Raw genomic sequence first — 20,745 nt, 5'->3', positions numbered from 1 at the left:
TATGTCCATTTGTTTCTGCAACGTGTTGCAGAAATGGTCAGCCGATTGCAGGTCCGAGCAGGTCGTCGGCGTCGGTGATCCGGTAGGCGTAGCCCTGTTCGGCGAGGAATCGCTGACGATGGGCCGCGTACTCCGCATCGAGAGTGTCGCGGGAAACCACTGAATAGAAGTGAGCCTGACCGCCGTCGTGCTTGGGCCGCAGGAGGCGCCCGAGTCGCTGAGCCTCTTCCTGCCTCGACCCGAACGTTCCCGAAACCTGCACGGCGACAGACGCCTCCGGAAGGTCGATCGAGAAGTTCGCGACCTTGCTCACCACGAGCGTCTGGATCTCACCGTTACGGAACTGATCGAACAGGATCTCGCGTTCCTTGTTCTTGGTGGATCCCTTGATCACCGGAGCGTTCAGAGCCTCGCCGAGTTCGTCGAGTTGATCGAGATACGCACCGATCACCAAGGTCGGGGAATCGGGGTGCTTAGCCAGAATCGATTTCACGACAGCAATTTTGGTGTGCGCCGTCGAGCACAGCTTGTAGCGCTCCTCGGGTTCGGCGACGGCATAGGACATGCGTTCGGCGTCCGTCATCGTCACTCGCACCTCGACGCAGTCGGCCGGCGCGATCCAGCCCTGCGCTTCGATGTCCTTCCACGGAGCGTCGTAGCGCTTGGGGCCGATGAGCGAGAAGACGTCGCCTTCGCGGCCGTCTTCACGCACCAGTGTCGCAGTCAAGCCGAGACGGCGGCGAGACTGCAGGTCTGCCGTCATCCGGAAGACGGGCGCGGGCAGCAGGTGCACCTCGTCGTAGATCACCAGTCCCCAGTCGCGGGAATCGAACAGCTCGAGATGCTTGTATTCGCCCTTCGTACGACGCGTGATGACCTGGTACGTGGCGATCGTGACCGGCCGAATCTCCTTGCGCTCGCCGGAGTATTCGCCGATCTCTTCCTCGGTCAACGACGTGCGGGCGATGAGCTCACGCTTCCACTGCCGGCCGGCGACGGTGTTGGTCACCAGAATGAGGGTGGTGGCCTTTGCCTTCGCCATGGCGGCTGCGCCCACCATCGTCTTCCCGGCGCCACACGGCAGCACGACGACGCCCGAGCCACCGGCCCAGAACGAATCCGCTGCCATCTGCTGGTAGTCACGCAGTTCCCAGTGGCCCTCTTCGAAGGCGAGGTCGATGGGATGCGCTTCGCCGTCCACATAGCCGGCGAGGTCCTCGGCGGGCCAGCCGACCTTGAGCAGCATCTGCTTGAGGCGGCCGCGTTCGCTCGGGTGGACGATCACGGTGTCGTCGTCGACCTTCTCACCGAGCATCGGCGAGATCTTCTTGTGTCGCATCACCTCGGTGAGGACTGCGCGGTCGAGGCTGACCAGGATGAGGCCGTGCACCGGGCTCTTGACCAACTGCAAACGTCCGTACCTGGCCATCGTGTCGACGATGTCGACCAGCAGTGGCTGGGGGACCGCGAACCGCGAGTACGACACGAGCGCGTCGACAACCTGCTCGGCGTCGTGTCCGGCGGCGCGGGCATTCCACAAGGCCAGGGGAGTGATGCGATACGTGTGGACGTGTTCCGGGGCCCGTTCGAGTTCCGCGAAAGGGGCGATTGCCTGTCTGGCATCGCCGGCGCGCTCGTGGTCGACCTCCAACAGCAGCGTCTTGTCGGATTGGACGATCAACGGTCCGTCGGTCACGGAAGCCTCCTAGTGAAACAAACGCGGCAGCCACAAAGCGTTGCACCGCGCTGTCGGCTGACGCCAACCCTGCCATTGTCCTGGTATCGGAGCGCATACGCCAACAGGCGACGCTTGCACACCCCGAAGTAGAGGTGCCCGAGTGCGGGCACCCCTACGTCAACAGGGCAGGATCGACCGCTATTCCGGGAGGCCGGCGGGTAGAACGAGGATCTTCACGTGTTCGTCGGGTGCGCGCAGAGCTGCGAAAGCGTCCGAGACTCCATCCAGACCGACCCGGCCGGTGATGATCGCTTCGGCGTCGATCTCGCCGTCGGCGAGCCTCTGCAGGGTGATGTCGTAGGCATTCTCGTAAGGACCGTGACCGAAGTTGATCGAGATCCTCCGGAACTGCCCGACGACGGGAATGATCGTCTCGTCGCCGAACGGCGCAGCCAGAACCTGAATCCGCGAGTTGAACGGCAGCGTGTGCATCAGTTCTCCGATGACTCCCGCCCGGCCGCTGCATTCGTAGGCGATCAGAACTCCGTTCGCGGCCTGACCGACAAGCTGGTTGCCTTCGGCGATCATCCGATTCCACAGTTCGATCGGATCCTGCTCGGCCGGATCGACGACGATGTCCGCACCCATCTTCTCGGCGAGCTCACGTCTTTTCGGTGAGGGCTCCGAAGCGATGACGATCTGCGCTCCGCGCGCTTTGGCGGCGACGATGGCGCCCAGTCCGATCGTTCCGCAGCCGATGACGAGCGCCGAATCGGCCGAGGTGAGGCCGGACTGTTGCAGGTGCATCTCGCCCACGTGGAGCGGTTCGGCAAGTGTGGCGTGCTCGAGTGACAGGTGATCGGGAACTTTGCGGACCCAGAACGCATCGACGACGATGTGATCGCCGAACGCGCCGTGATAGTCGTTCGAGTAGCCGATGATCGTCGGGATCCCGGTAGCCGTGTCGGTGGCCAACCCGATGCCGGCCACCCGATCGCCGATCGTGAAATCTTCTACTGCAGAACCGGTCTCGGAGACGATACCCGCGTATTCGTGCCCCAGGACCACTGGCGCGTCTGGATCGAAGGTGGCGAGCGGGTAGCCCCCGTCGTGCGCGACCTGAACGAACCGGCACGGGTCCTTCGACATGCTCAGGTCACTGCCGCAGATCCCGCAGGCGACGACGTCGATGCGGATCTGATGGGGCGCCAACGGCGGCGCGTCGGCCACCTCGGCAACGGCGAATTCTCCCTGCTGGAATCGGACGGCCCTCATGCGCGCACGGCTCCCGTCCCGGCCGGCCGGCCGTAGTAGTCGGTATGGGCTTTGGTGATCGCTCCGACCAGCCCGCCGATCAGGTATTCGCGGTTGTCCTCGGCGAACTGCATGCTCGCCTGACGCCCGACATTGCGCTTCCGGAAGTGCGGGACCACCTCGGAGGCGAACAATTCGTAGCTGCGTTTGGTGTCCTCCCAGCTCGCCATGTCGACGTGAAGGATCAGGAACGTGCCGAACCCTCCCGTCTTCTCGATCAGACGCTCGATCTGCGCGATCGCATCTTCGGGGGTGCCGATGATCGCCTGACCGAACTCGCCGAGCGTGTCGTTGCGCCACTGATCGATGATTCCGGCAGGGGTATCAGCCCAGGCCGGGTTCTGGCCGGTCTGTCGATTCACATAGGAGGCCATCGATCCGATCCGTCGGCTCACGGCGCGCTCAGCCTCGGCTCGGGTCTCGGCGAGAAACATCGGATTGACCACACGCCACGTCGCGCGGTCGGCGCGGTGGCCGTGTTCGGTCGAGACCTTCTCGTACACATCCCAGTTGCGATCCAGTGCGTCGAAGCCGCTGGGTGAACTCGCCGCCAACGAGAGCAGGGAGAGGCCGTTCTTGCCTGCGAGTACCGAACCGTTGGGGGAAATGGTCGACGCTGTCACGGTCTCGATGCCGTCCGCTCGGTAGGTGGGCAGCTGTGCACGCGCGTCACGCAACGTGAACCAGTCGGTTTCCATAGTGACGACCTCGCCGCGGAGCAACGCGAGAATGGCTTCGAGTGCTTCGCCCTGGCGCCGACGCTGGTCCGACGGGTTGATGCCCATCATGTGCGCATCGAGGGGGATCTTGCCCGGACCGGTGCCGAAGATGAGTCGTCCGCGGGTCTGGAGATCGAGCTGAGTGATGCGGTCGGCGGTGATCAGCGGGTGGTGATAGGGCAGGGACGTCACACCCGTGCCGAACTGGATGCGCTCGGTCCGCTCGGCGGCTGCGGCGATGAAGATGTCCGGGGCAGGCACGATCTCGGCGCCGGTCGAATGATGCTCACCCATCCAGGCTTCCTCGAATCCGAGGTGGTCCAAGTGCGTCATGAGGTCGATATCGCGTCTGAGTTGCAGGGTGGGATCGGCGTCGAGCGGATGGTACGGGGCGAGGAAGGCTCCGAAGCGGATGGACGATGCGGACCACACGATGACATCTCCTGTCGACAGGGAAGTGATTTGGCTCACTCGCTCTGATTGAGATGTCTAACATGGATCAAGTGATCCAATAAGTTGAATCTCCCGCACAGTGGGAGGTTTGTAATCATCTGCAATACAACAACTTATGCGTCGATGTTGCAGGATAGTGTTTCTTCAAGTCGATCATGTGAATCAGGAAAGAGCAGGCTGTGAATCACTCTGACTCCGCGTTCGCCACTGTGGAGACGTTTGTCGAGCCCGTGCGAAGCTCGTTCGTATGACCGACTCCAGGCAGAACCGTCAAGGCGACGCGACGCGCATACGCTTGCTCAAAACTGCCGAGCGTCTTTTTGCGACAGAGGGATTGGACGCCGTGTCCCTGCGCGCGGTGAACGCCGCAGCCGGCCTCGGGCCGTCGTCCGTCCACTACCACTTCGGCACCAAGGACGATCTGGTCGCCGCGGTGCTGCTGGACATGGGGACGTCGGTGCGAGATCAGATCAGCGCGAACGTGGACGCCCTCGCCGCCGACAAGACACCGCCGACGGTCGAGGCGCTGGTACGGGCCGTCACCGCGCCCTACAAGGCATTGCTCGTTCGCCATCGCACGCGGGGGATGCGATGGATCAGAATCGTCACGCAGATCTCGCAGCCGCGGATGTCGCGAGCCGGCCATCCAGCCCTCGAGGCGACAGAGCTGCACCTCCGCGATCACCTGCTCGACCAGGTCCGTCGTACCTTTCCCGCTACCGATCCGGACAGAATGGAGACTCGCTGGGCTATCGCCTTGATGGGCTTCCTCCACGCGTTGAGCCGGGCGGACGATTGGAGCGGAAGTGGCAAGCCGCTCGCGCCGGAGCGGCTCGCCGACTTCTACGAGGACCAGGTCGTCTTTCTTATCGGTGGTGTACGGCAGTTATTGGGGTGAGTACCTAATCGATCCGCCTCCTATTTCTGCGCGACCACTGACTTCCGCATTTCCATTACATGAGTAATAGCTTCGGAAATCCCGGATCGATAACCGATATTCTTTTCGGAATCACCCGGAGTGGAATCAAGCTCCGATTCAAGTCTCGTTTGAATACGGTCCAGGGTGTGGATTGTTCTTTTCACGATGGTTGATTCTCTTTCTGCGGTAAATCCGAAAGTAGTATTCCGGATTGCCGAGCGTGTTCGTCGAGGACACAGAGTGAAGCGAGGGTCATGCCCGCTGCGTAGCCGCGCGAGCGCGCATCAGTTCCTCGACTACGTGACTTGAACAGGTTGAATGTCTCGTGCAGGTGCACGAGGGTGTCGGTGGAGGCAGGCATGGGTCAGCTTCGCAGTCAGCTCGTCTTCTTCTGGACTGTGCCGTCAGCTCCGCTTCCGCTTACGAATGAACTCGGAAGACTCCGCAGTTTTCGCCCGCTTTTCCGCGCGGCGTTCCTTGATCGACTGGGCGGGTTTCTTCATGTTCTTACCCGGCGCCTTGTCAGCCATTGTCGCTCCTCATTTTTCGAAGTGGCAATCACAAACTGACCTCGACCATACTTCATTTACAGAAAAAAGCCAGTTGCTTGTTTTCTGCTACTTTTTTCCGGAGTCGACGGGGCTGACGGAAGTAATGCGGTGCAACGTGAAACGGCGTACGGCACCACTAGCCGGGTCGAAGGCGTCCAACTGTCCGCCGCCCACGCTGACGGGGTCGACGATGCGATGCGTCGCCACCCCCTGAGCGTCGACGTAGCCGATGTTGACGCTGGAATTGTCTCGGGCCGCCGTGGCCAGCAAGGCGATGGTGGCGGCGTTGTTCTCCCTCGAACCGTCCGTCCGGACACCACCACGGCCCGGGGCGGAAGCGCGGTCACCTGCCCGCATCGTGCGTACCAACGACGCCAGCTGATCCGCCGAGGGGCTCGCCGGCATTCTCGACGCCGGTCGGCTGCGTCGGTTAGGTACACGTGCCCCACGTGGGCGGAGATCGACCAACGTGCCCGAGGAGTCCTCACCTGCCGGCGCGAATCCGGCGGCTCGCAGCTCGGCCAGGACTTCGCGGAGCGGGGCCTGCGAAATCGCGACAGTAGGAGCCAATGCGCGCAGAGCCAACGGCTCGGCCACCGCGGATGCGAGTACCTCCGCCAAAAGCGATGCGTCCTCGCACCGAATGAACGACGCCGCAACCCCGGCACGCAGTCGCCCGTGTCGACGGGCGACATCGTCGATCAGATACGAAAGTGATTGGGGAACAGGCGTCTTCGATTTCGAAGCGAACATCGCATGCAGTTCGGTAGCCGTCAGACCGGCGTCGAGCGCACGACGCACGCTGTCCTCACTGATGCGGTACATGGACGCCGATCCTGCCGACTCGATGTCCGCGACCAGGCTCACCTGCTCGAGCAGGTCCGGTACCAGCGGGCCGGGAGCAACCAACGTCAGATCTGCCTGGACCAGGATGTAGTCGATGGGCTCGGGTAGCGCGGACTGCATTTCGGCTTCGGCGTCCCCACCGTGCAGCAATGCTCGTCCGGGCGACGACAAAGCACCGCGGGCGACCAGTCCGAGCGCGGCGGCCTCGTCCAGAGTCCGCTCGATCGCGAACGTCCGCAGGCGCCCGCTCCATCGCGGGCGCCGCCACGCGAGGAGTCGACTCACCTCGACGGCCGATGCAGTCTGGCCACTGTCGAGTTCGGCGAGCAGCCCCAGAATGGCCTGGCGATCGCGAGGCGCCGCCGGGGCTCGGCCCTCCTCGGACAATGCGGCGATCGGCTTGTCGGTGGAATCGCGCAGCCCGATCATCCACGGAACTCGCGGTACGTCGACCCAGGCGGATGCCAGGACCTCCCACCGACGCGCTGTGGACGCGTTGAGCCAGCCGTCGACGGCGAGTGTGGGCGTCCAGTATTCGTCCGCGTTGTCCGAGACCGGCGCCGGGTCGGGCGTTCCACTGGCGATGAGGCCGGCTGCCGAGAGCAATTCGACGAGCAGGCTCACGCGCGCTTCGTCGAGATCGGCCGTCTTGGCCACGCGTCGTAGTTCTCGAACACCGAGACCACCGGCTCGCAGTGCGGGGGCCGGTGCTGCGCCCAGAACGGCGATCACGTTCTCGCATTGGCGTACCAACTCGAGCGCTTCGCCCGCTGCTGCGGCGTTCACGTCCGCGGGCTTGAGTTTGTCGCCCCCGATGACGGGTGCGGTCAGCGTCGTCGGATCGAAAACCGGCTCGCCGCGGATGACCTGACGAACCGTCGCCGGGAGTTCGACGGTCTGCTCGTCGAGCCACCGCAGCAGGCCGGCCGCCAGCAGTCGTTGAACCGGGCGCTCCGGCGGCGTTCCGGGGGCGGCGTCGCGGGTGCGGCCGATCGGGCTCGAGTTGGCGAGAGTCTCGAGGAGATCCCGCTCGCGGGTGTCCAGAGCGTCGAGGGCTGCCGAGATCTCGGTCTCGGTCATCGCCTCGGCAGGCTCGAGGGCTCGCCCCACACGCCACGGAATCATCCCGATGACCGCCGGGACGACGCTTATGGGATCGACACCCCAGATGAGGGCGGACTCGCGCATCTTCGACAGTGACTTGTCGACGGCCTTCTTGGTGACCTTGCCCTTGCCGGTCAGGGCGCGTTCGGCGATCGCACTGTTGAGCTCCGCCCGCGTCATCGGGGTTTCCTCGGCGCCAGCCAGTGCCAACAATTCGAGAAGACCGAAATCGAGGGTGTCGAGTTCGTCCGCAGCTCGGCTGACCGACGCGCGTTGCTGTGCCCGACCGCTGAGAACCACCATCGTGCTCGGCGGCGGTACGGCCAGATCGGGGCGCAGACGCAGCAACTCCGTCAACTCGGCGTCACTGCGCGCCGAGAGCCAATCGGTCAGACTTTCGGCTGCGGAACTGCCCGCCGGGGTGCCACGTGTTTCGGTCATCAGGTATCAGATTAGAGACCTGGTCTGTACGGCGTAACGGCGTCCTGTCAAAATGACTTCGTGGCCAACAATTCGAAGCAACACTATGTAGATCCAGGATGGCCGGAAACTGCAGACGGAGATCACGCAGTGACCGAATTGTCATCGACCCGCGCAGGTGGACTTTCACCCTTCGGCGAGGACACCACCTTTCCGGTTCCGGTGGAGTCACTTCCCTACGTACACCCGCACACCGTCATCAACCGATAACAACTCGACACGAAGAAGGCCCGCACCGAATCGGTGCGGGCCTTCTTGATGTTCGAGCGTCCGAGCGGACAGTCTTACCGGTGTTACTTGAGGAACGTCTTCGCGGTGTCGGCGACTGCGAGGATCTGCGGGTCGACCGGGATGCCGTTGGCCTTGGCGAACGCGATTGCCTGATCGATGGCGTCAGCGACCGGGTGTGCAACGGTCTGAGCGACCTGCTGAGCCGGAGCCGGAGCTGCCTGAGGAGCCGTGGTGGCCGGAGCGGAACGCTCGGTGGCGCCGCTGCTCAGTCCGAGGCTGGAGGAGCAGGACGGCCATGCGCCCCAACCCTGGTTTGCGAGAACACGCTCGGCAACAACGATCTGCTGCTCGCGAGTGGCCTGGTTTGCGGTGGCTGCATACTGTCCGCCGCCGTGTGCGTTCCACGTGCTGGGGGAGAACTGCAGTCCGCCCTGGTAACCGTTGCCGGTGTTGATGGCCCAGTTTCCGCCGGCCTCACACTGGGCGAGACGATCCCAGTCGGAGTCGGGGGCAGCGTTTGCGGTTCCGGTGGCTGCAATTCCTGCTACGCCCATGATGGCGCCGGTGACGGCGACCTTGGCGACAGTGCGGCCGGTGGTGGTGGGCTTGCGATGGCGTCCGCTCATGATGGTCGAAATCCTCTCCACACGCGCCTGCGAGGTCAGCTGTCGGGTTCGGGCTGAGAGGTCGCCCGGCCTCGCCTTTCCTGGCTGGAAAGGGTCTGGCTTCACCCCAAGATTCGGTCTTGCGATCGAACCGGTGTCCACTGGAGAACTTTTCTGTTCTCACAGAGGACTTTGGGTCCCCCGTCCTCGTCCCTGGAATGCTCTGTCGGAAGTCCGGTACCCGCGGGACAAGGCTTGGCGCGGCGGGCCGGAGGTGGCCGAGTTTCCCGGCCGAAAACGACGGTAACGGCTCGAGTCTCTCGTGTCACCATTTGATAACGCGGCGTGGCGAAGGACGTACAACGCGTCACACAAAGCGCAGGAGACTCTTCCCAGGTAGGTGGGGGTGCCTGAGTGAATGTCCGGTTGTGTCCGTTCCGTTATCCATCCGTAATGTGAGCAAGGTCACACGTTATATGGAAATGGAATGGCGGGTGATTGAGAGGCGCGTCGATTCCGGCCGAAGATGTGGCCTGCGTCTCAACATCGAAATTGAAACTTAGGTTAGGTTTGCCTCATCTGCCCGAAGGGCAGAATCCTCAGAGTCTTCCAAAGCATTAAGGCACCCCTCATGAATCTGCACTACCGTCGGCGCGCGGTCACCGCGTCCCTCGCCGTCGCCGCTGCTGCTGTCGGCCTGGCCGTCACTGCTCCCGCTGCACACGCCTCACCCGAGGATCCGACACACGGCGTTGTCGGAAGTTATTCCGCAACGCAGCCTGGCGACATCGTCGTCGACTCGGCAACCCACCGCGGATACATCACGCAGTACGGCGGACCGACCAGCTCGTTGTCCGTCGTCGACACGAACACCGGCGAGTCCGTCGGCAACATCGACGGTGTCGTCGGTTACCCGTCGGCACTTGCCGTGGACTCGGGCCTCGGACGCGCATACGTGTCCTCCTCCTACGGCGGCGCGATCTCGATTGTCGACACCAAGACCGGCAAGGTCGAAAAGACGGTCACGCTGAGCGAGAAGAACCCTGACGGCTCGCGGCCGCAGATCAACGATGTCGTCGTCGACCCCACAACGCACCGCGCGTACTTCTCGGACTACAAGTCCGGCAACATCCGAGTCGTCGACCCCAACGCCGCCGACGCCGTGTCGAGCATTCTCGTCGACAAGTCGGCAACGCCGACCAAGCTCGCCTTCGACGGCGACCGCGGCTTCCTCTACATCGCAGACACCAACTTCTTCGACGAGAACTACGGACGCACGCTGTGGCAGGCGGACGTACGCAAGGGTGGAGCGCTCAAGTCGATCGTGCGTGCCGACAACCTCTACCCGGTCGACGTCGATGTCGACACGAACACCGGAAACGTCTACATGACCGACACCAGGGCGACCAACCTGTGGACGATCACGCCAGCCGGCGCAGTCCTGTCGAAGACCACGCTGTCTCCGACTGCGATTCCCAACGGCGTGAGCGTCGACTCGGCTGCAGGCATTGCATATGTCGCGGACATCATGAACGGACACTTGTGGTCGGTCGACCTGACGACCCGCGCCACCACCGCTCTGACCGATACCAAGGTTCCCGCACTGGAGAAGGTCAAAAACCTCGCACTCGATACCTCGACCGGCGCCATCGCGTCGACGACCAACGGGGGCAAGGTGACGGTAGTTGCTGCGTACCCGCTGCCCGCGACCGTCGAACTGCCTGCTGGTCAGGTCGGCAAGGCGTATTCGCAGAAGCTTGCTTCCGCTGACTCCCGCGCAACCTTTGCACTCACCAACGGCACTCTGCCCGGTGGACTGTCACTTGCACAGGACGGCACCATCTCGGGAACCCCCACCGCTGTCGGCAGCGTCACCGTCGAGATCACTGCGAAGAGCGTGCTCTCGCGCGCGTCGAGCGTGACCATCGTGGTCTCCGAGGGTCCGGTCGGCCCCGTAGATCCGGGCAACCCGGGAACGGGTACCGGTTCGCTCGGCAATCTCCCCGGACTCGGTAGCCTCGGCCGCTGATCCGACCTGATACGACAGAACCCGACCACAGCGCCTGCCGTGGTCGGGTTCTTCTGGCTGTGCTGCCGGCTACGCGTAATTGACGCGGTCCACGGCTACGCGTAATTGACGCGGTCCACGTCGACGATCTCCTTGCCGAGCGGCATCAGCGAGATCGGAATCATCTTCAGATTCGCGACCGCGAGCGGAATTCCGATGATCGTGATTGCCATCGCGACGGCGGTGACGATGTGTCCGATCGCCAACCAGATACCGGCGATGATCACCCAGATGACATTGCCGATCATCGAACCGACGCCAGCGGTCGGCTTGTCGACGACGGTCTTACCGAACGGCCCACAGTGCATAGATGCCGATGCGGAATGCTGCGATTCCGAAGGGAATCGTGATGATGAGGATGCAGCAGATGATGCCTGCGGCGAAGTAACCCAACGCCAGCCAGAAGCCGCCGAACACCAGCCAGATCACGTTCAGGAGGATTCTCATGGTCAGTGACCTTTCGGTTGGAGGCGGGAGTGATCAGCGCACGCGTCGACCGGATCTGAGCGTGTAGACGATGGCCAGAATGAAGCCGATCGGGCACGCAAGTGCCACCAGGTACAAGGCCAGGCCGGGTGGGGTGTCGCTGAAGATATGGACTGCGAAGATGGCCACGATCGCCAGGAATCCGACAATGAAGAGTGCCATCGCCGTACGGAACAGACCGTTTCCGGTGCCGGAAGTGCGCGGGTTCGGTTGAGGGTCCACACCTACGAGGATAGTGCCTGTAAACCTGGGTGCCGACACGGGTTGGTCACAGGTAGACTGGTAACAGACTGCGCGCCCCGCTGAAGCAAGTGTGGGGCGCGTTCTTTTGCATTCTTCCACCGGAAGCAATGCGAGCAAGGCCATGAGGCTCTTCCGGGAGCCTCCCGAGCACATTGGGGCAGATGCCCCAGTCGAGTGATGAGCAGGTGAACGCGGTGCCGACCGGCAAGGTGAAGTGGTACGACGTCGAAAAGGGTTTCGGCTTTCTGTCGCAGGAAGAGGGCGAGGACGTCTACGTCCGTGCTTCCGCCCTCCCCGAGGGTGTCGAAGGCTTGAAGGCCGGCCAGCGCGTCGAGTTCGGCATGGCTGCAGGCCGCCGCGGTCCGCAGGCGCTGAGCCTGAAGGTGCTCGAGCCGGCGCCGTCGTTGCGGGGTGCTACGGCGACGCGTCGCGAGCCCGTCGAGCGCAAGCACACCCCTGACCAGCTGCACGGCATGGTCGAGGACATGATCACGTTGCTCGAGGCGAAGGTCCAGCCGGATCTGCGCAACGGCAAGTACCCGGACCGCAAGACCGCTCAGCGGATCTCCGAGGTCGTCCGGGCCGTTGCTCGCGAGCTCGACACCTGATCGCTCGATGCGAGCTGCCGTACACGGCTTCGAAACAAAATGCCCTGCACACCGATCGGTGTGCAGGGCATTTTCATGTTCAGAGGATCAGGCGGTCTTGATCGACCAGATCAACAGTCCCTGTTCGCTTCCCTCACCGACCGCGAGGTGAATTTCGACGCCGACGAGTTGCTTGACGGGATCGCTCGAAGACTCGACCGTCACGGCCAAGGCCTCGCCGGGCTCGAAGACTCGGGGCTCACCGGTCTGGTTGCCGTCGGCGTCCTCGTAGACGGCGAGCAGTGCCCACTGCGCATCCGAAACGTCCGTCGACAACGACAGCTGCAGCGGGTAGCCCGCGGGAACATCGAGGGCGTAGATGTCGCCCACCTGGGCGCACTGGGACAGATCGATGGTGCAGAACCCGGCAGGGTTGGTCTCGATCGTCGTGCCGTGTGCGTATGCAGTGATGACCGGCAGCTTGTCGGGGTCGTCGTTGATGTTCTTGATGATCACGAAAAGAACGGAGACGTAAGCAACCAGTGCCACCACCATCAGGACACTGATCGCTGCCACGATCTTCTTTGTTCTCGAGCGCATCATCACTGCGGAGTACTTCCTTGTCCTCGGTTGGATTTACCGGTGTAAATCACTTCGGTCACTTCTTGCTCGGCCAGATCGGGTCGCTTCCCGCCGAGGCCGGGCAGGAGGCTGCTTCCTCGGTAGCTCAGGAAGGTCTGCAGGAGCCCGATCGTCAGGAACACCGATACAACAGTGAACCCGATCCAGTATTCGGTCGGAAGCAGAACCCCCAATGCGCCGCCGAGTACCCAGCTCAACTGCAGAACCGTCTCGGATCTACCGAATCCGGACGCGATCGATTCCTCGGGCAGGTCGTGTTGGAGTGACGCGTCGAGGGAGACCTTGGCGAGTGCGCTGGCGGCCGAGGCGATGAGTGTGGCAAGGGCGGCGGTCATCAGGTTGTCCGTCAGAGCTGCGATCACCGCGATGACCCATACCGACGCCGTGCACCGGAGCACGATCAATGCGGGCCGGCCGAGCTTGAGGCGCGCACCCGCGGCATTTCCGGCGAAGTTACCCAGACCGGCTGCCGCGCCGACCAGGCCGAGCATCATGGCCTGCTGGAGTGGCTCGTGATCGGTACGCGATTTGGCGACGAACGCGATGTAGAGCGTCAGGAAGCCGGTAAGTACGCGAATGGTCCCGTTGCCCCAGAGTCCGATGATCACGGCGCGTCCGAGAGGCTGTCGGACCTTGGCCGGTTTCGCGTTCGGCTGTGGCGGGGCGTTGCCGGCGTGGTGTGCCTCGTCCGGGTGGTAGGTGATGGTCGCGGGAACCTCACCCTCGGTGACCTCGACCCACGACGGGATTCGCATGCTCAGATATGCGCCGAAGACGGTGACGGCGACTGCGAACCACAAGGCTCCGGTGGAACCGAAAGCGAGCGCGAGCGCACCTGCGACAGCACCGGCCCCGATGGTTCCACCGATCAAACCGAAGACCGTCAGACGCGAATTGACGCGCACCAGGTCTATTTCCGGTGGTAGGACGCGTGGTGTCACCGCACTCTTGAGCACCGAGAACGATTTACTGAGTACCATCATTCCGAGCGCGGCCGGATAGAGGATCCAACTGTCGAAGTTGAAGACCAGGATCACCGCGAGGAGCGTCCGGATTCCGAACGACGACGCGAGTGCGATGCGGCGGCCGCGCTGCAAGCGGTCGAGCATCGGACCGATCAGCGGTGCGATCACGGCGAACGGAGCGATCGTGATCAGGAGATAGAGCGCGACCTTGGTCTTGTCCTCACCGGTCGCCGCCGAGAAGAACAGCGTGTTGGCGAGAGCGACGGAGATCGCCGCGTCGGTCGCGTTGTTCGTCATCACTGCGTAGGTGAGAGCAGTCAGACCGGACTTGTCCGCGCCGTCGGCCTTCGCTGCGCGCTGGAAGGTCGCGATGCCCTTGTTCGTCAGTTCGCGGCTGCGCATCGCTGCGACGCGAGTGACGGTGAGCTTGCGAGGCATCGGGGGAGCCTTGGGAGCGTCCGCACCCGGCGCCTTCGAACCGGCCGCGGAATCGGAGTCTGCCCGCGATTCGGGAATCGGATGCAGCGGCGGCAACGGCGTGCGACGGGCAGCGGGACGGGCCGAGGGCGGGTAATTGTCCGGGCGGGCCGCAGGTGGGTAATTGTCGTAACCGGGGTGCACCTGTTGCCCCTCCGGCTCGTCGTGGATTCGCCGAGTTTCGGGGTCGTAGGGTTCGCGCGGTCCGGTCACCACTCAATTCTGTCCTAGTGTCGGCGCGGCTACCACGCACACCCCTGCGAGTCCTGTGTCATGTCGGACTCAGTTAACAAAACGGACTTCGAACATCTGCGGCCAATACTTGCCGGTGAGCAGGAATCGATCGGTACCGGGAATCTGCGCGATGCCGTTGAGAACGTCGACGGTGCTGGTCGATCCATCCGTGACGAGTTCTTCGCGTAGCGGCGAAGCGTCGTACACGTTGGTGACGCGCCCGTCCGCCGGATCGATTCGGACGACGGTGTCCGTGGTCCAGACATTCGCGTAGACGAAGCCGTCTTCGGCGCATTCCAGTTCGTTCAGTTTGCCGACGGACTCCGAGGCTCTGGTGACGTCGATCGTGGAGATCGACGCGAAGGTTTCGGGATCGCGAAAGGTCAACCTGGCCGAACCGTCGCTGGAGACCAGCCGATCCCCGAGTGAACAGATTCCCCATCCCTCGGTGTCGAGGGGGAACCGTTCACGTTCGCTCAGAGTGTTCTTGTCCCGGGCGATTGCGACGCCGTCCTTCCAGGTGAGTTGCCACAGTGTGTCTCCGGCGATCGTGATGCCCTCACCGAACAACGGCGGGTCGAGATCGGCACGTGCAATCTCCGGTCCCGAAGCGGGGGACTGCTCGTCCGAGATATCGCTCGAGCGGACCCAGGACTGCCCGACGCGCCCGGTACTTTCGTAGAGGCGATTTCCGTCGATCTCGAGGCCTTGCGTGAACGCGCCGGGATCGTGCGCGGACACTCGGACGATCTCGACGGAGCCGGTTTCGGTCGTGAGGTTGTCGGGGGTACCGGGGGAATCGGAGCACCCCACCAAGGCCGACGCGATCACGGCGACCACTGCGAAAGTACGCACGGAATTGGCGTGTGACCTACTCATCTGCCCAGCATGGCAGCCCAGTGCGTTGCGGACTTGCGGTGGTGCGGCAAACTGGAGGAGTGAGTGTTGCTACTTCTCCAGAGCGTGCAGTGCCGCGCCCAGTACTGGCCGATGCGGTCGAGCTTGCCCGAACGGCAGTCGTCGACCTGCATGAAGGCGGTGTGGGGGCATACCTCGGCGTGACGTCGGAGGACGAATTTGCCGCCACCCATCGATTTGCAGCAGACATTCCGGGATACCGCGGTTGGCAGTGGGCGGTCGTCGTCGCTGCCGGACCGGAGGACACCCACGCAACGGTCAGTGAGTTGGCGCTGCTGCCAGGTCCCGACGCGTTGGTTGCGCCGGAATGGCTGCCATGGGATCAGCGGATCCGTCCCGGCGATCTCTCCGTCGGTGACCTACTGGCTCCGCCGGCCGAGGATCCTCGGCTCGTTCCCGGCTACGTCGCCACCGGTGACCCGGAAGTCGACGAGGTAGCTCTCGAAATCGGGCTCGGCCGCAAACAGGTCATGAGCCTCGAGGGTCGACTCGATGCCGCGCAGCGTTGGTTCGACGGTGACTTCGGCCCGGAGTCGGAGATGGCGAAGGCTGCTCCGTCGACGTGTGGGCTGTGTGGTTTCTTCCTGCCGCTCGCCGGTTCGTTGCACGCAGCGTTCGGCGTGTGCGGAAACGAACTCTCCGCAGACGGCCGTGTGGTCAGCGCGTCCTACGGTTGTGGCGCGCACTCGGACACCAGCCTGCCGCTCGGTGCGGGATCGCCGCAGTTCGACGCATTCGACGACGGAGCAGTCGAGCTGATTGCGGTGCCCGCTCGCCCGTCGAGCGTTGTTGCAGTTGAGGATTCGGTATCCACCGAGTAGAAGATCCGTTCGGCACGGACGCACTCCGCGAGGCGACGCTGCGCGCGTGGTCGGAATCTCCGACGCGATTGCGTGAAGACGCGGCTGCGGAATCCGACCTCGCGAAGGCCGGGTACCGCGACCGTCTGCTCACCGAGTTGGCGCAGAACGCTGCCGATGCGGCGGCGCGCGAGGGCATCGAGGGCTCACTGTGGGTGGACCTGGACGGTCGGACTCTGACGGTGGCGAACACCGGCCGTCCGCTGGACGAATCCGGCGTCCACGCACTCACCGCGCTGCGAGCGTCGAACAAGGTCGACACCGACGAAGGTGTGACGGGCCGGTTCGGAGTCGGATTCTCGGCAGTTCTCTCGGTCGGTGACGAGGTGGAGCTGCGCTCGTCGACGGGATCGATTCGGTTCTCCGCGTCACACACGCTGCGCGAGATCGAGTCACGCGAGCTCCCCGTGCCGGAAACCGGTGTCCCCGTACTTCGTTTGGTGTGGCCCTCGGGCGAATTACCGAGCGACGGTGCCGATTCGGAAGTGGTGCTGACGCTTCGGCCGGAAGTCGATGCCGCAGCGCTGCTTTCGCAGATGACGCGCGAGGCCGTCGACCTGCTTCTCGAACTTCCGGCCCTCGGATCTATTCGTGTGGGCGAGAAGATCTTTCAGCGATCGGAACGAGTGTTGGAGTCCGGTCTCGTCGAGATCTCCATTGGTGATCGCACGTGGTGGCAGTACACGGCGGCTGACGCACGATGGTTGGTTCCGGTCCGCGACGGGGTCGTCGAGCCGGTCGCAGGCGACGTCCTGCGGGCGCCGACGCGATCCGACGAGGAACTGTCGATCCCCGCGATCGTCATTGCCGACATTGCAATGCAACCCGATCGGCGACGCCTCATGCCCGCTGCACCGATCGCTCCGCTTGCCGAGGGGTATGCGAAGTTCCTTGCTGCACTACCTCCTCGGCAGCGAACGGCACTCGTCCCGATCCCTGCCTTTGCCCGCAGCGAAACCGATTCGCTTCTGCGCGAAGCGCTTCTGAAGGAGCTGCAGGAAAACGAGTGGCTTCCGGTGGTCGGTGAACCCGACCGCGCGCCGCAGCGAGCATCCGTGGTGCCCGGGCTCAGTGATGACCTTGCCGAGTTGCTCACCGACATCATCGGCGGCCTGGTTGTCCCCGAGCTCTCCGGGCCCAAGCACGAGCGAGCGCTCGCGGCGGTCTCGACGCACCGCATCGGGCTCGCGCGTATCGCCGAACTGCTCAGCGGCGTGGAACGTGAACCGAAGTGGTGGAATCGACTCTATTCGGCTCTCGAACCCTTGGTGATCGACACTCTCGCGGTGGAAGAGCTTGGAACACTGCCGGTTCCGCTTTCCGACGGACGAACGGTGACCGGTCCGCGGACCGTCGTCGTCGGCGTCGAACTGGGCGAAGACTCACCGTCGGTGCAGTGGACGAGGTTGGTCCATCCTGTCGCAGCGCACCCGTTGCTGTCCCGATTGGGAGCACAGACCGCCAGTGCCACCGACCTGCTGTCCGATCCGGCACTGCGAGCATTGATCGAAGATGCTGCGGATCAGGATGATTCGGTAGCGGCGGACTTGGCGCAGGTGGTGCTCGGACTGGCGGCCCATGTGGCGCCAGGAGCGCTGCCGTCGTGGATCGGTGAAGTGCTGCTTCCTGATTCGGATGGCGAATTGCGGTCTGCCGACCAACTTCTGCTTCCGGGAGCTCCCCTCGCAAGCGTCCTGGTCGAGGATTCTCCCTTCGGTATCGTCGACGCTGATTTCGTTCAACAGGTGGGGGAGCAGGCGCTACGGGTAGTCGGTGTCGGGTGGAGCTTCACGGTGGTCCGTGAGGAATTGCCGTCCGGCCCCGATCACGATCTCGACGCCGAAGACGCATGGTGGGACACCCTCGACGAGGACCCCGAATGCGTCGAAGCCGTGCGCGATCTCGATCTCGTGGACGAAGACCGCTGGCCGCAGGCGTTGTCGCTGCTGGTCGAGTCACCGGCGACACGGGCGCTGCTCACCGACCGTCGTGGATACACGGCGTGGTGGTTGCGTTCGAATGCGGAACTGAGCGGTGAGGTGCTGGGCTTGCTGCGCGCTCCGGGAGATCGCACCTTCGAGGGATTGCTCGATGCCGCCGAACACCCCGACGCCGGATTCTTCTCCGGATTGCTGGCATCGGATACCGTCGACGATCCGGAACTGGCTCAGCTGCTACTCGATCGGCTTGCCGACCCACTGCGGATGCCGGCCTCCGCGGTCGTCGCTCGGACACACCGACTGCTGGGCGAGGCAGCTCAGCGACGGGTTCTCGACCTGGAGGAACTGCACCTGCCGCCGTTCGTGCGCGGGCTTTCCGGCGATCTGGTCGATCCCGGCGACGCTCTTGTCCTCGACCGACCGTGGCTGGGGGCGGCACTACCTGCACAACGAGTGGTGCTCGGCAGTTTCGATACGGCTGACGCATTGGCGGATCTGCTCGACGTCGCGACGGCGTCTACGTCCGTTCACGGTCGAGTGAGCAGCACCGGCATCGTGACTACGTGGGCGAACGAACCACAGGCGGTTCTCGGCTTCGCCGCCCTCGGCCGTGAGGTTCCCGGCGGCGAGGTAGTGATCCACCACGAACTGACAGTGGAACTGACGGGAGCGGTGGAGGCGACGGTGACCGTGCCGTGGTGGGTGGACTCGGACGACGTTCATCACGTGATGCGCACGTGGACCCTGCCGCAAGGGATGTGAGGGTAGATGTCTTTCGACCAGTGGGTGCTCGACAGCGCGGTGAGTCAGCGGACGGGGTGGCTCGTCGACGTAGTCGACGTCATCACCGACAGCGGCGGAACACTCGCGTCGTGGCTGATCGCGACGCTGCTCACCATCGTGCTTCTGGTTCGGGGACTACGCACCGAAGCTCTGCTGATCGCCGGGTCGATGTTGACCGGTCTGCTCGTGATGAGCGGATTGAAGCGGATCTTCACCCGGACCCGCCCACCCGTTCCGGAGCGTTTGATCGAAATCGATTCGTATTCGTTCCCGTCGGGCCACGCGATGATGAGTGCGATCCTCGCGACTTCGGTTGCCGCCGTGATCCTTCGGCTTGCCTTGCCGAGGCTCGCGAAGATGGCAATGCTCGCGAGCCTCGGCCTGTACACGGTCGCCGTCGGATTCTCCCGCGTCTATCTTGCTGCCCATTGGATGACCGATGTGCTGGCAGGCTGGGCGTTCGGGATGGTGTGGGCAGGCGTATGGATTTGGGGGACCGCGCAGATCAGGAAGCGCCGGGCGCTGGTTACTTCGTGAGTTCGGCGAGTAGTTGGCTCGTGGCCCACGGCAAGCTCAGTGCCGAGCTCGCGGTCAGGGCCGCGCCGACCTGCGGGGCCTGATCGTCGTTGACGTAGACGACGCGGTTGTTCTTGACCACGTCGAGTTGCTGGAATCCGGGATTGTTTCGGACTGCCTGGGCGGCATCGGGATTGCCGATGACAACGAGACGGTCCACGTCGAGGAGATCGAGTCGTTCGGTGGAGATCGGCGCGTAGAACTCACCGTTCATCAAGGCCTCGACCGCCGGGGCAGGTTTGAAACCGAGACTGCCGAGGACCCGTCCGCGGGCGTCCTCGGACGAGAAGGCGTAGAACTCCGGGGTCGCGTCGACGCTGATGATCACCGCGGTCTGGTCTGCAAATTCCGGGTGTGCGCTTCTGGCGTCGGCGAACTGCTTGTCGATATCGGCGACCAACTTCTCGCCGTCGGCTTCGCGACCCACTGCCTTCGCCGCGGTCTTCGTCGTGATCTGCCACGGAGTTGCGTAGTCGCCGTAAGCCGGGTCCTTCGCGACGGTGGGGGCGATCGCGGAAAGTGTGCTGTACAGGTCTTTGTCGATGCTCGAGTAGAGAGCGAGGATCAGGTCGGGCTCGAGCGCGGCGATCTTTTCGACGCTGATCGTGGTTTCGGGATTGCTGCCGACGACGGTCGGTTCGGTTCCGCCCCAAGGGCCGGTGACCCACGGCCACGTGCGGTTGACGTCCGGTTCGCCCGGGTACTGGTTGACCATTCCCACGGGCTTGATGCCCAAGGCCAGTAGAGCCTGCTCGTCGTTGTAGCCGACGGTGACGATCCGTTGTGGTTCGGAATCGATCGTGGTGCTACCGAAGGCGTGATCGATCGTGACGGGGAAGGCGCCGCCACCGGAACCCGACGAACCACTCGAAGTGTCGTCCTCGTCCGAACTGCAGGAGACGAGTGCTGTGCCGACCAGCACGACCAGAGCAACGGATGTCAGTTTCGTCCAACGTGCTCGACTTTTCGAACGGTTGCTGCTTTTCCATCGGTCTCGGGAGGGGGTCTTCACGGTGACGTGGTTCCTTTCAGCGTCGGCGAGCCAGGATCGGCACAGAAGTGCAGG

Annotated in this window: 18 protein-coding genes, 1 pseudogene and 1 riboswitch; of the genes and pseudogenes, 7 read left to right on the top strand and 12 right to left on the bottom strand. The window is 63.7% G+C overall.

The window, feature by feature from the left end:
* Positions 1 to 37: 37 nt before the first annotated feature.
* The 3 genes from I7X09_RS08770 to I7X09_RS08760 form a co-directional block, all read right to left on the bottom strand.
* Positions 38 to 1,696 carry a DNA repair helicase XPB gene (locus I7X09_RS08770; RefSeq protein WP_003940219.1) on the bottom strand — a complete coding sequence of 553 codons (1,659 nt, stop codon included), beginning with the start codon at positions 1,694 to 1,696 and terminating at the stop codon, positions 38 to 40.
* 180 nt (positions 1,697 to 1,876) lie between these two features.
* A complete protein-coding gene (locus I7X09_RS08765; protein WP_200316407.1) occupies positions 1,877 to 2,953 on the bottom strand; it encodes an alcohol dehydrogenase catalytic domain-containing protein in 1,077 nt (358 codons plus the stop codon).
* Positions 2,950 to 4,182, bottom strand: coding sequence for an LLM class flavin-dependent oxidoreductase (locus I7X09_RS08760; RefSeq protein ID WP_234036856.1), 1,233 nt, complete (start codon positions 4,180 to 4,182; stop codon positions 2,950 to 2,952). Before I7X09_RS08760 ends, I7X09_RS08765 begins: the two co-directional genes overlap by 4 nt.
* Positions 4,183 to 4,411: 229 nt before the next feature.
* Here I7X09_RS08760 and I7X09_RS08755 point away from each other — a divergent pair, with 229 nt between their 5' ends.
* Entirely contained in the window at positions 4,412 to 5,062 is a 651-nt protein-coding gene (locus I7X09_RS08755; protein ID WP_200316406.1) for a TetR/AcrR family transcriptional regulator, read from the top strand.
* A gap of 425 nt (positions 5,063 to 5,487) precedes the next feature.
* Here the strand turns inward: I7X09_RS08755 and I7X09_RS29590 are convergent, their stop codons facing one another.
* Both I7X09_RS29590 and I7X09_RS08750 read right to left on the bottom strand, forming a co-directional pair.
* Positions 5,488 to 5,613, bottom strand: a complete 126-nt coding sequence (locus tag I7X09_RS29590; RefSeq protein WP_007733507.1) for a hypothetical protein — start codon at positions 5,611 to 5,613, stop codon at positions 5,488 to 5,490.
* An 87-nt stretch (positions 5,614 to 5,700) separates the two neighbouring features.
* Complete coding sequence (locus tag I7X09_RS08750; protein WP_124567575.1) at positions 5,701 to 8,025, bottom strand: helicase-associated domain-containing protein; 2,325 nt, start codon at positions 8,023 to 8,025, stop codon at positions 5,701 to 5,703.
* Positions 8,026 to 8,085: 60 nt separating this feature from the next.
* Here I7X09_RS08750 and I7X09_RS08745 point away from each other — a divergent pair, with 60 nt between their 5' ends.
* Positions 8,086 to 8,274 (top strand): hypothetical protein, encoded by a 189-nt coding sequence (locus I7X09_RS08745; RefSeq protein WP_019744939.1) that lies wholly within the window; start codon positions 8,086 to 8,088, stop codon positions 8,272 to 8,274.
* Between the two features lie 83 nt (positions 8,275 to 8,357).
* Here I7X09_RS08745 and I7X09_RS08740 read toward each other — a convergent pair whose 3' ends face one another.
* Positions 8,358 to 8,921: a transglycosylase family protein gene (locus tag I7X09_RS08740; protein WP_095968827.1), complete on the bottom strand. Its 564-nt coding sequence runs from the start codon at positions 8,919 to 8,921 to the stop codon at positions 8,358 to 8,360.
* Positions 8,922 to 8,929: 8 nt separating this feature from the next.
* A riboswitch (cyclic di-AMP (ydaO/yuaA leader) is annotated at positions 8,930 to 9,139 on the bottom strand.
* A 392-nt stretch (positions 9,140 to 9,531) separates the two neighbouring features.
* On the opposite strand from I7X09_RS08740, the gene I7X09_RS08735 reads away from it, so the two are divergent.
* A complete protein-coding gene (locus I7X09_RS08735) occupies positions 9,532 to 10,929 on the top strand; it encodes a YncE family protein (protein ID WP_095968828.1) in 1,398 nt (465 codons plus the stop codon).
* A gap of 95 nt (positions 10,930 to 11,024) precedes the next feature.
* On the opposite strand, the pseudogene I7X09_RS08730 reads toward I7X09_RS08735, so the two are convergent.
* A pseudogene (locus tag I7X09_RS08730) lies at positions 11,025 to 11,415 on the bottom strand (YccF domain-containing protein).
* Between the two features lie 33 nt (positions 11,416 to 11,448).
* Positions 11,449 to 11,676: a hypothetical protein gene (locus I7X09_RS08725; RefSeq protein ID WP_095968829.1), complete on the bottom strand. Its 228-nt coding sequence runs from the start codon at positions 11,674 to 11,676 to the stop codon at positions 11,449 to 11,451.
* A 215-nt stretch (positions 11,677 to 11,891) separates the two neighbouring features.
* Between I7X09_RS08725 and I7X09_RS08720 the strand changes: the two genes are divergently transcribed.
* Positions 11,892 to 12,305, top strand: a complete 414-nt coding sequence (locus I7X09_RS08720; protein WP_007733502.1) for a cold-shock protein — start codon at positions 11,892 to 11,894, stop codon at positions 12,303 to 12,305.
* Between the two features lie 87 nt (positions 12,306 to 12,392).
* On the opposite strand, the gene I7X09_RS08715 is transcribed toward I7X09_RS08720, so the two are convergent.
* From I7X09_RS08715 to I7X09_RS08705, 3 genes are all read right to left on the bottom strand, one after another.
* Positions 12,393 to 12,860 carry a DUF2771 domain-containing protein gene (locus I7X09_RS08715; protein ID WP_234036855.1) on the bottom strand — a complete coding sequence of 156 codons (468 nt, stop codon included), beginning with the start codon at positions 12,858 to 12,860 and terminating at the stop codon, positions 12,393 to 12,395.
* Positions 12,861 to 12,886: 26 nt separating this feature from the next.
* Positions 12,887 to 14,581, bottom strand: coding sequence for an MFS transporter (locus tag I7X09_RS08710; RefSeq protein WP_200316405.1), 1,695 nt, complete (start codon positions 14,579 to 14,581; stop codon positions 12,887 to 12,889).
* A 69-nt stretch (positions 14,582 to 14,650) separates the two neighbouring features.
* Positions 14,651 to 15,481 carry a glutaminyl-peptide cyclotransferase gene (locus I7X09_RS08705; protein WP_200316404.1) on the bottom strand — a complete coding sequence of 277 codons (831 nt, stop codon included), beginning with the start codon at positions 15,479 to 15,481 and terminating at the stop codon, positions 14,651 to 14,653.
* A gap of 38 nt (positions 15,482 to 15,519) precedes the next feature.
* On the opposite strand from I7X09_RS08705, the gene I7X09_RS08700 reads away from it, so the two are divergent.
* The 3 genes from I7X09_RS08700 to I7X09_RS08690 all read left to right on the top strand — a co-directional run bounded on the left by I7X09_RS08700 (position 15,520) and on the right by I7X09_RS08690 (position 19,640).
* Entirely contained in the window at positions 15,520 to 16,341 is an 822-nt protein-coding gene (locus I7X09_RS08700; protein WP_095968833.1) for a DUF3027 domain-containing protein, read from the top strand.
* A gap of 68 nt (positions 16,342 to 16,409) precedes the next feature.
* Entirely contained in the window at positions 16,410 to 19,082 is a 2,673-nt protein-coding gene (locus I7X09_RS08695; RefSeq protein ID WP_200316403.1) for a sacsin N-terminal ATP-binding-like domain-containing protein, read from the top strand.
* A gap of 6 nt (positions 19,083 to 19,088) precedes the next feature.
* Positions 19,089 to 19,640, top strand: a complete 552-nt coding sequence (locus I7X09_RS08690) for a phosphatase PAP2 family protein (RefSeq protein WP_200316402.1) — start codon at positions 19,089 to 19,091, stop codon at positions 19,638 to 19,640.
* Here the strand turns inward: I7X09_RS08690 and I7X09_RS08685 are convergent.
* Complete coding sequence (locus I7X09_RS08685) at positions 19,630 to 20,691, bottom strand: iron-siderophore ABC transporter substrate-binding protein (RefSeq protein ID WP_234036854.1); 1,062 nt, start codon at positions 20,689 to 20,691, stop codon at positions 19,630 to 19,632. The two genes, I7X09_RS08690 and I7X09_RS08685, sit on opposite strands and share 11 nt — an antisense overlap.
* Positions 20,692 to 20,745: the final 54 nt, after the last annotated feature.

This window comes from Rhodococcus sp. P-2 (assembly GCF_016598535.1).
GTDB lineage: Bacteria > Actinomycetota > Actinomycetes > Mycobacteriales > Mycobacteriaceae > Rhodococcus_F > Rhodococcus_F baikonurensis.
This window is presented reverse-complemented; position numbering and strand designations above follow the sequence as displayed.

Excerpts from the sequence above, each read along its gene's own strand:
- I7X09_RS08765 (WP_200316407.1), bottom strand. The coding sequence starts at position 2,953 with ATGAGGGCCGTCCGATTCCAGCAGGGAGAATTCGCCGTTGCCGAGGTG.
- I7X09_RS08755 (WP_200316406.1), top strand. The coding sequence starts at position 4,412 with ATGACCGACTCCAGGCAGAACCGTCAAGGCGACGCGACGCGCATACGC.
- I7X09_RS29590 (WP_007733507.1), bottom strand. The coding sequence starts at position 5,613 with ATGGCTGACAAGGCGCCGGGTAAGAACATGAAGAAACCCGCCCAGTCG.
- I7X09_RS08750 (WP_124567575.1), bottom strand. The coding sequence starts at position 8,025 with ATGACCGAAACACGTGGCACCCCGGCGGGCAGTTCCGCAGCCGAAAGT.
- I7X09_RS08740 (WP_095968827.1), bottom strand. The coding sequence starts at position 8,921 with ATGAGCGGACGCCATCGCAAGCCCACCACCACCGGCCGCACTGTCGCC.
- I7X09_RS08735 (WP_095968828.1), top strand. The coding sequence starts at position 9,532 with ATGAATCTGCACTACCGTCGGCGCGCGGTCACCGCGTCCCTCGCCGTC.
- I7X09_RS08705 (WP_200316404.1), bottom strand. The coding sequence starts at position 15,481 with ATGAGTAGGTCACACGCCAATTCCGTGCGTACTTTCGCAGTGGTCGCC.
- I7X09_RS08690 (WP_200316402.1), top strand. The coding sequence starts at position 19,089 with ATGTCTTTCGACCAGTGGGTGCTCGACAGCGCGGTGAGTCAGCGGACG.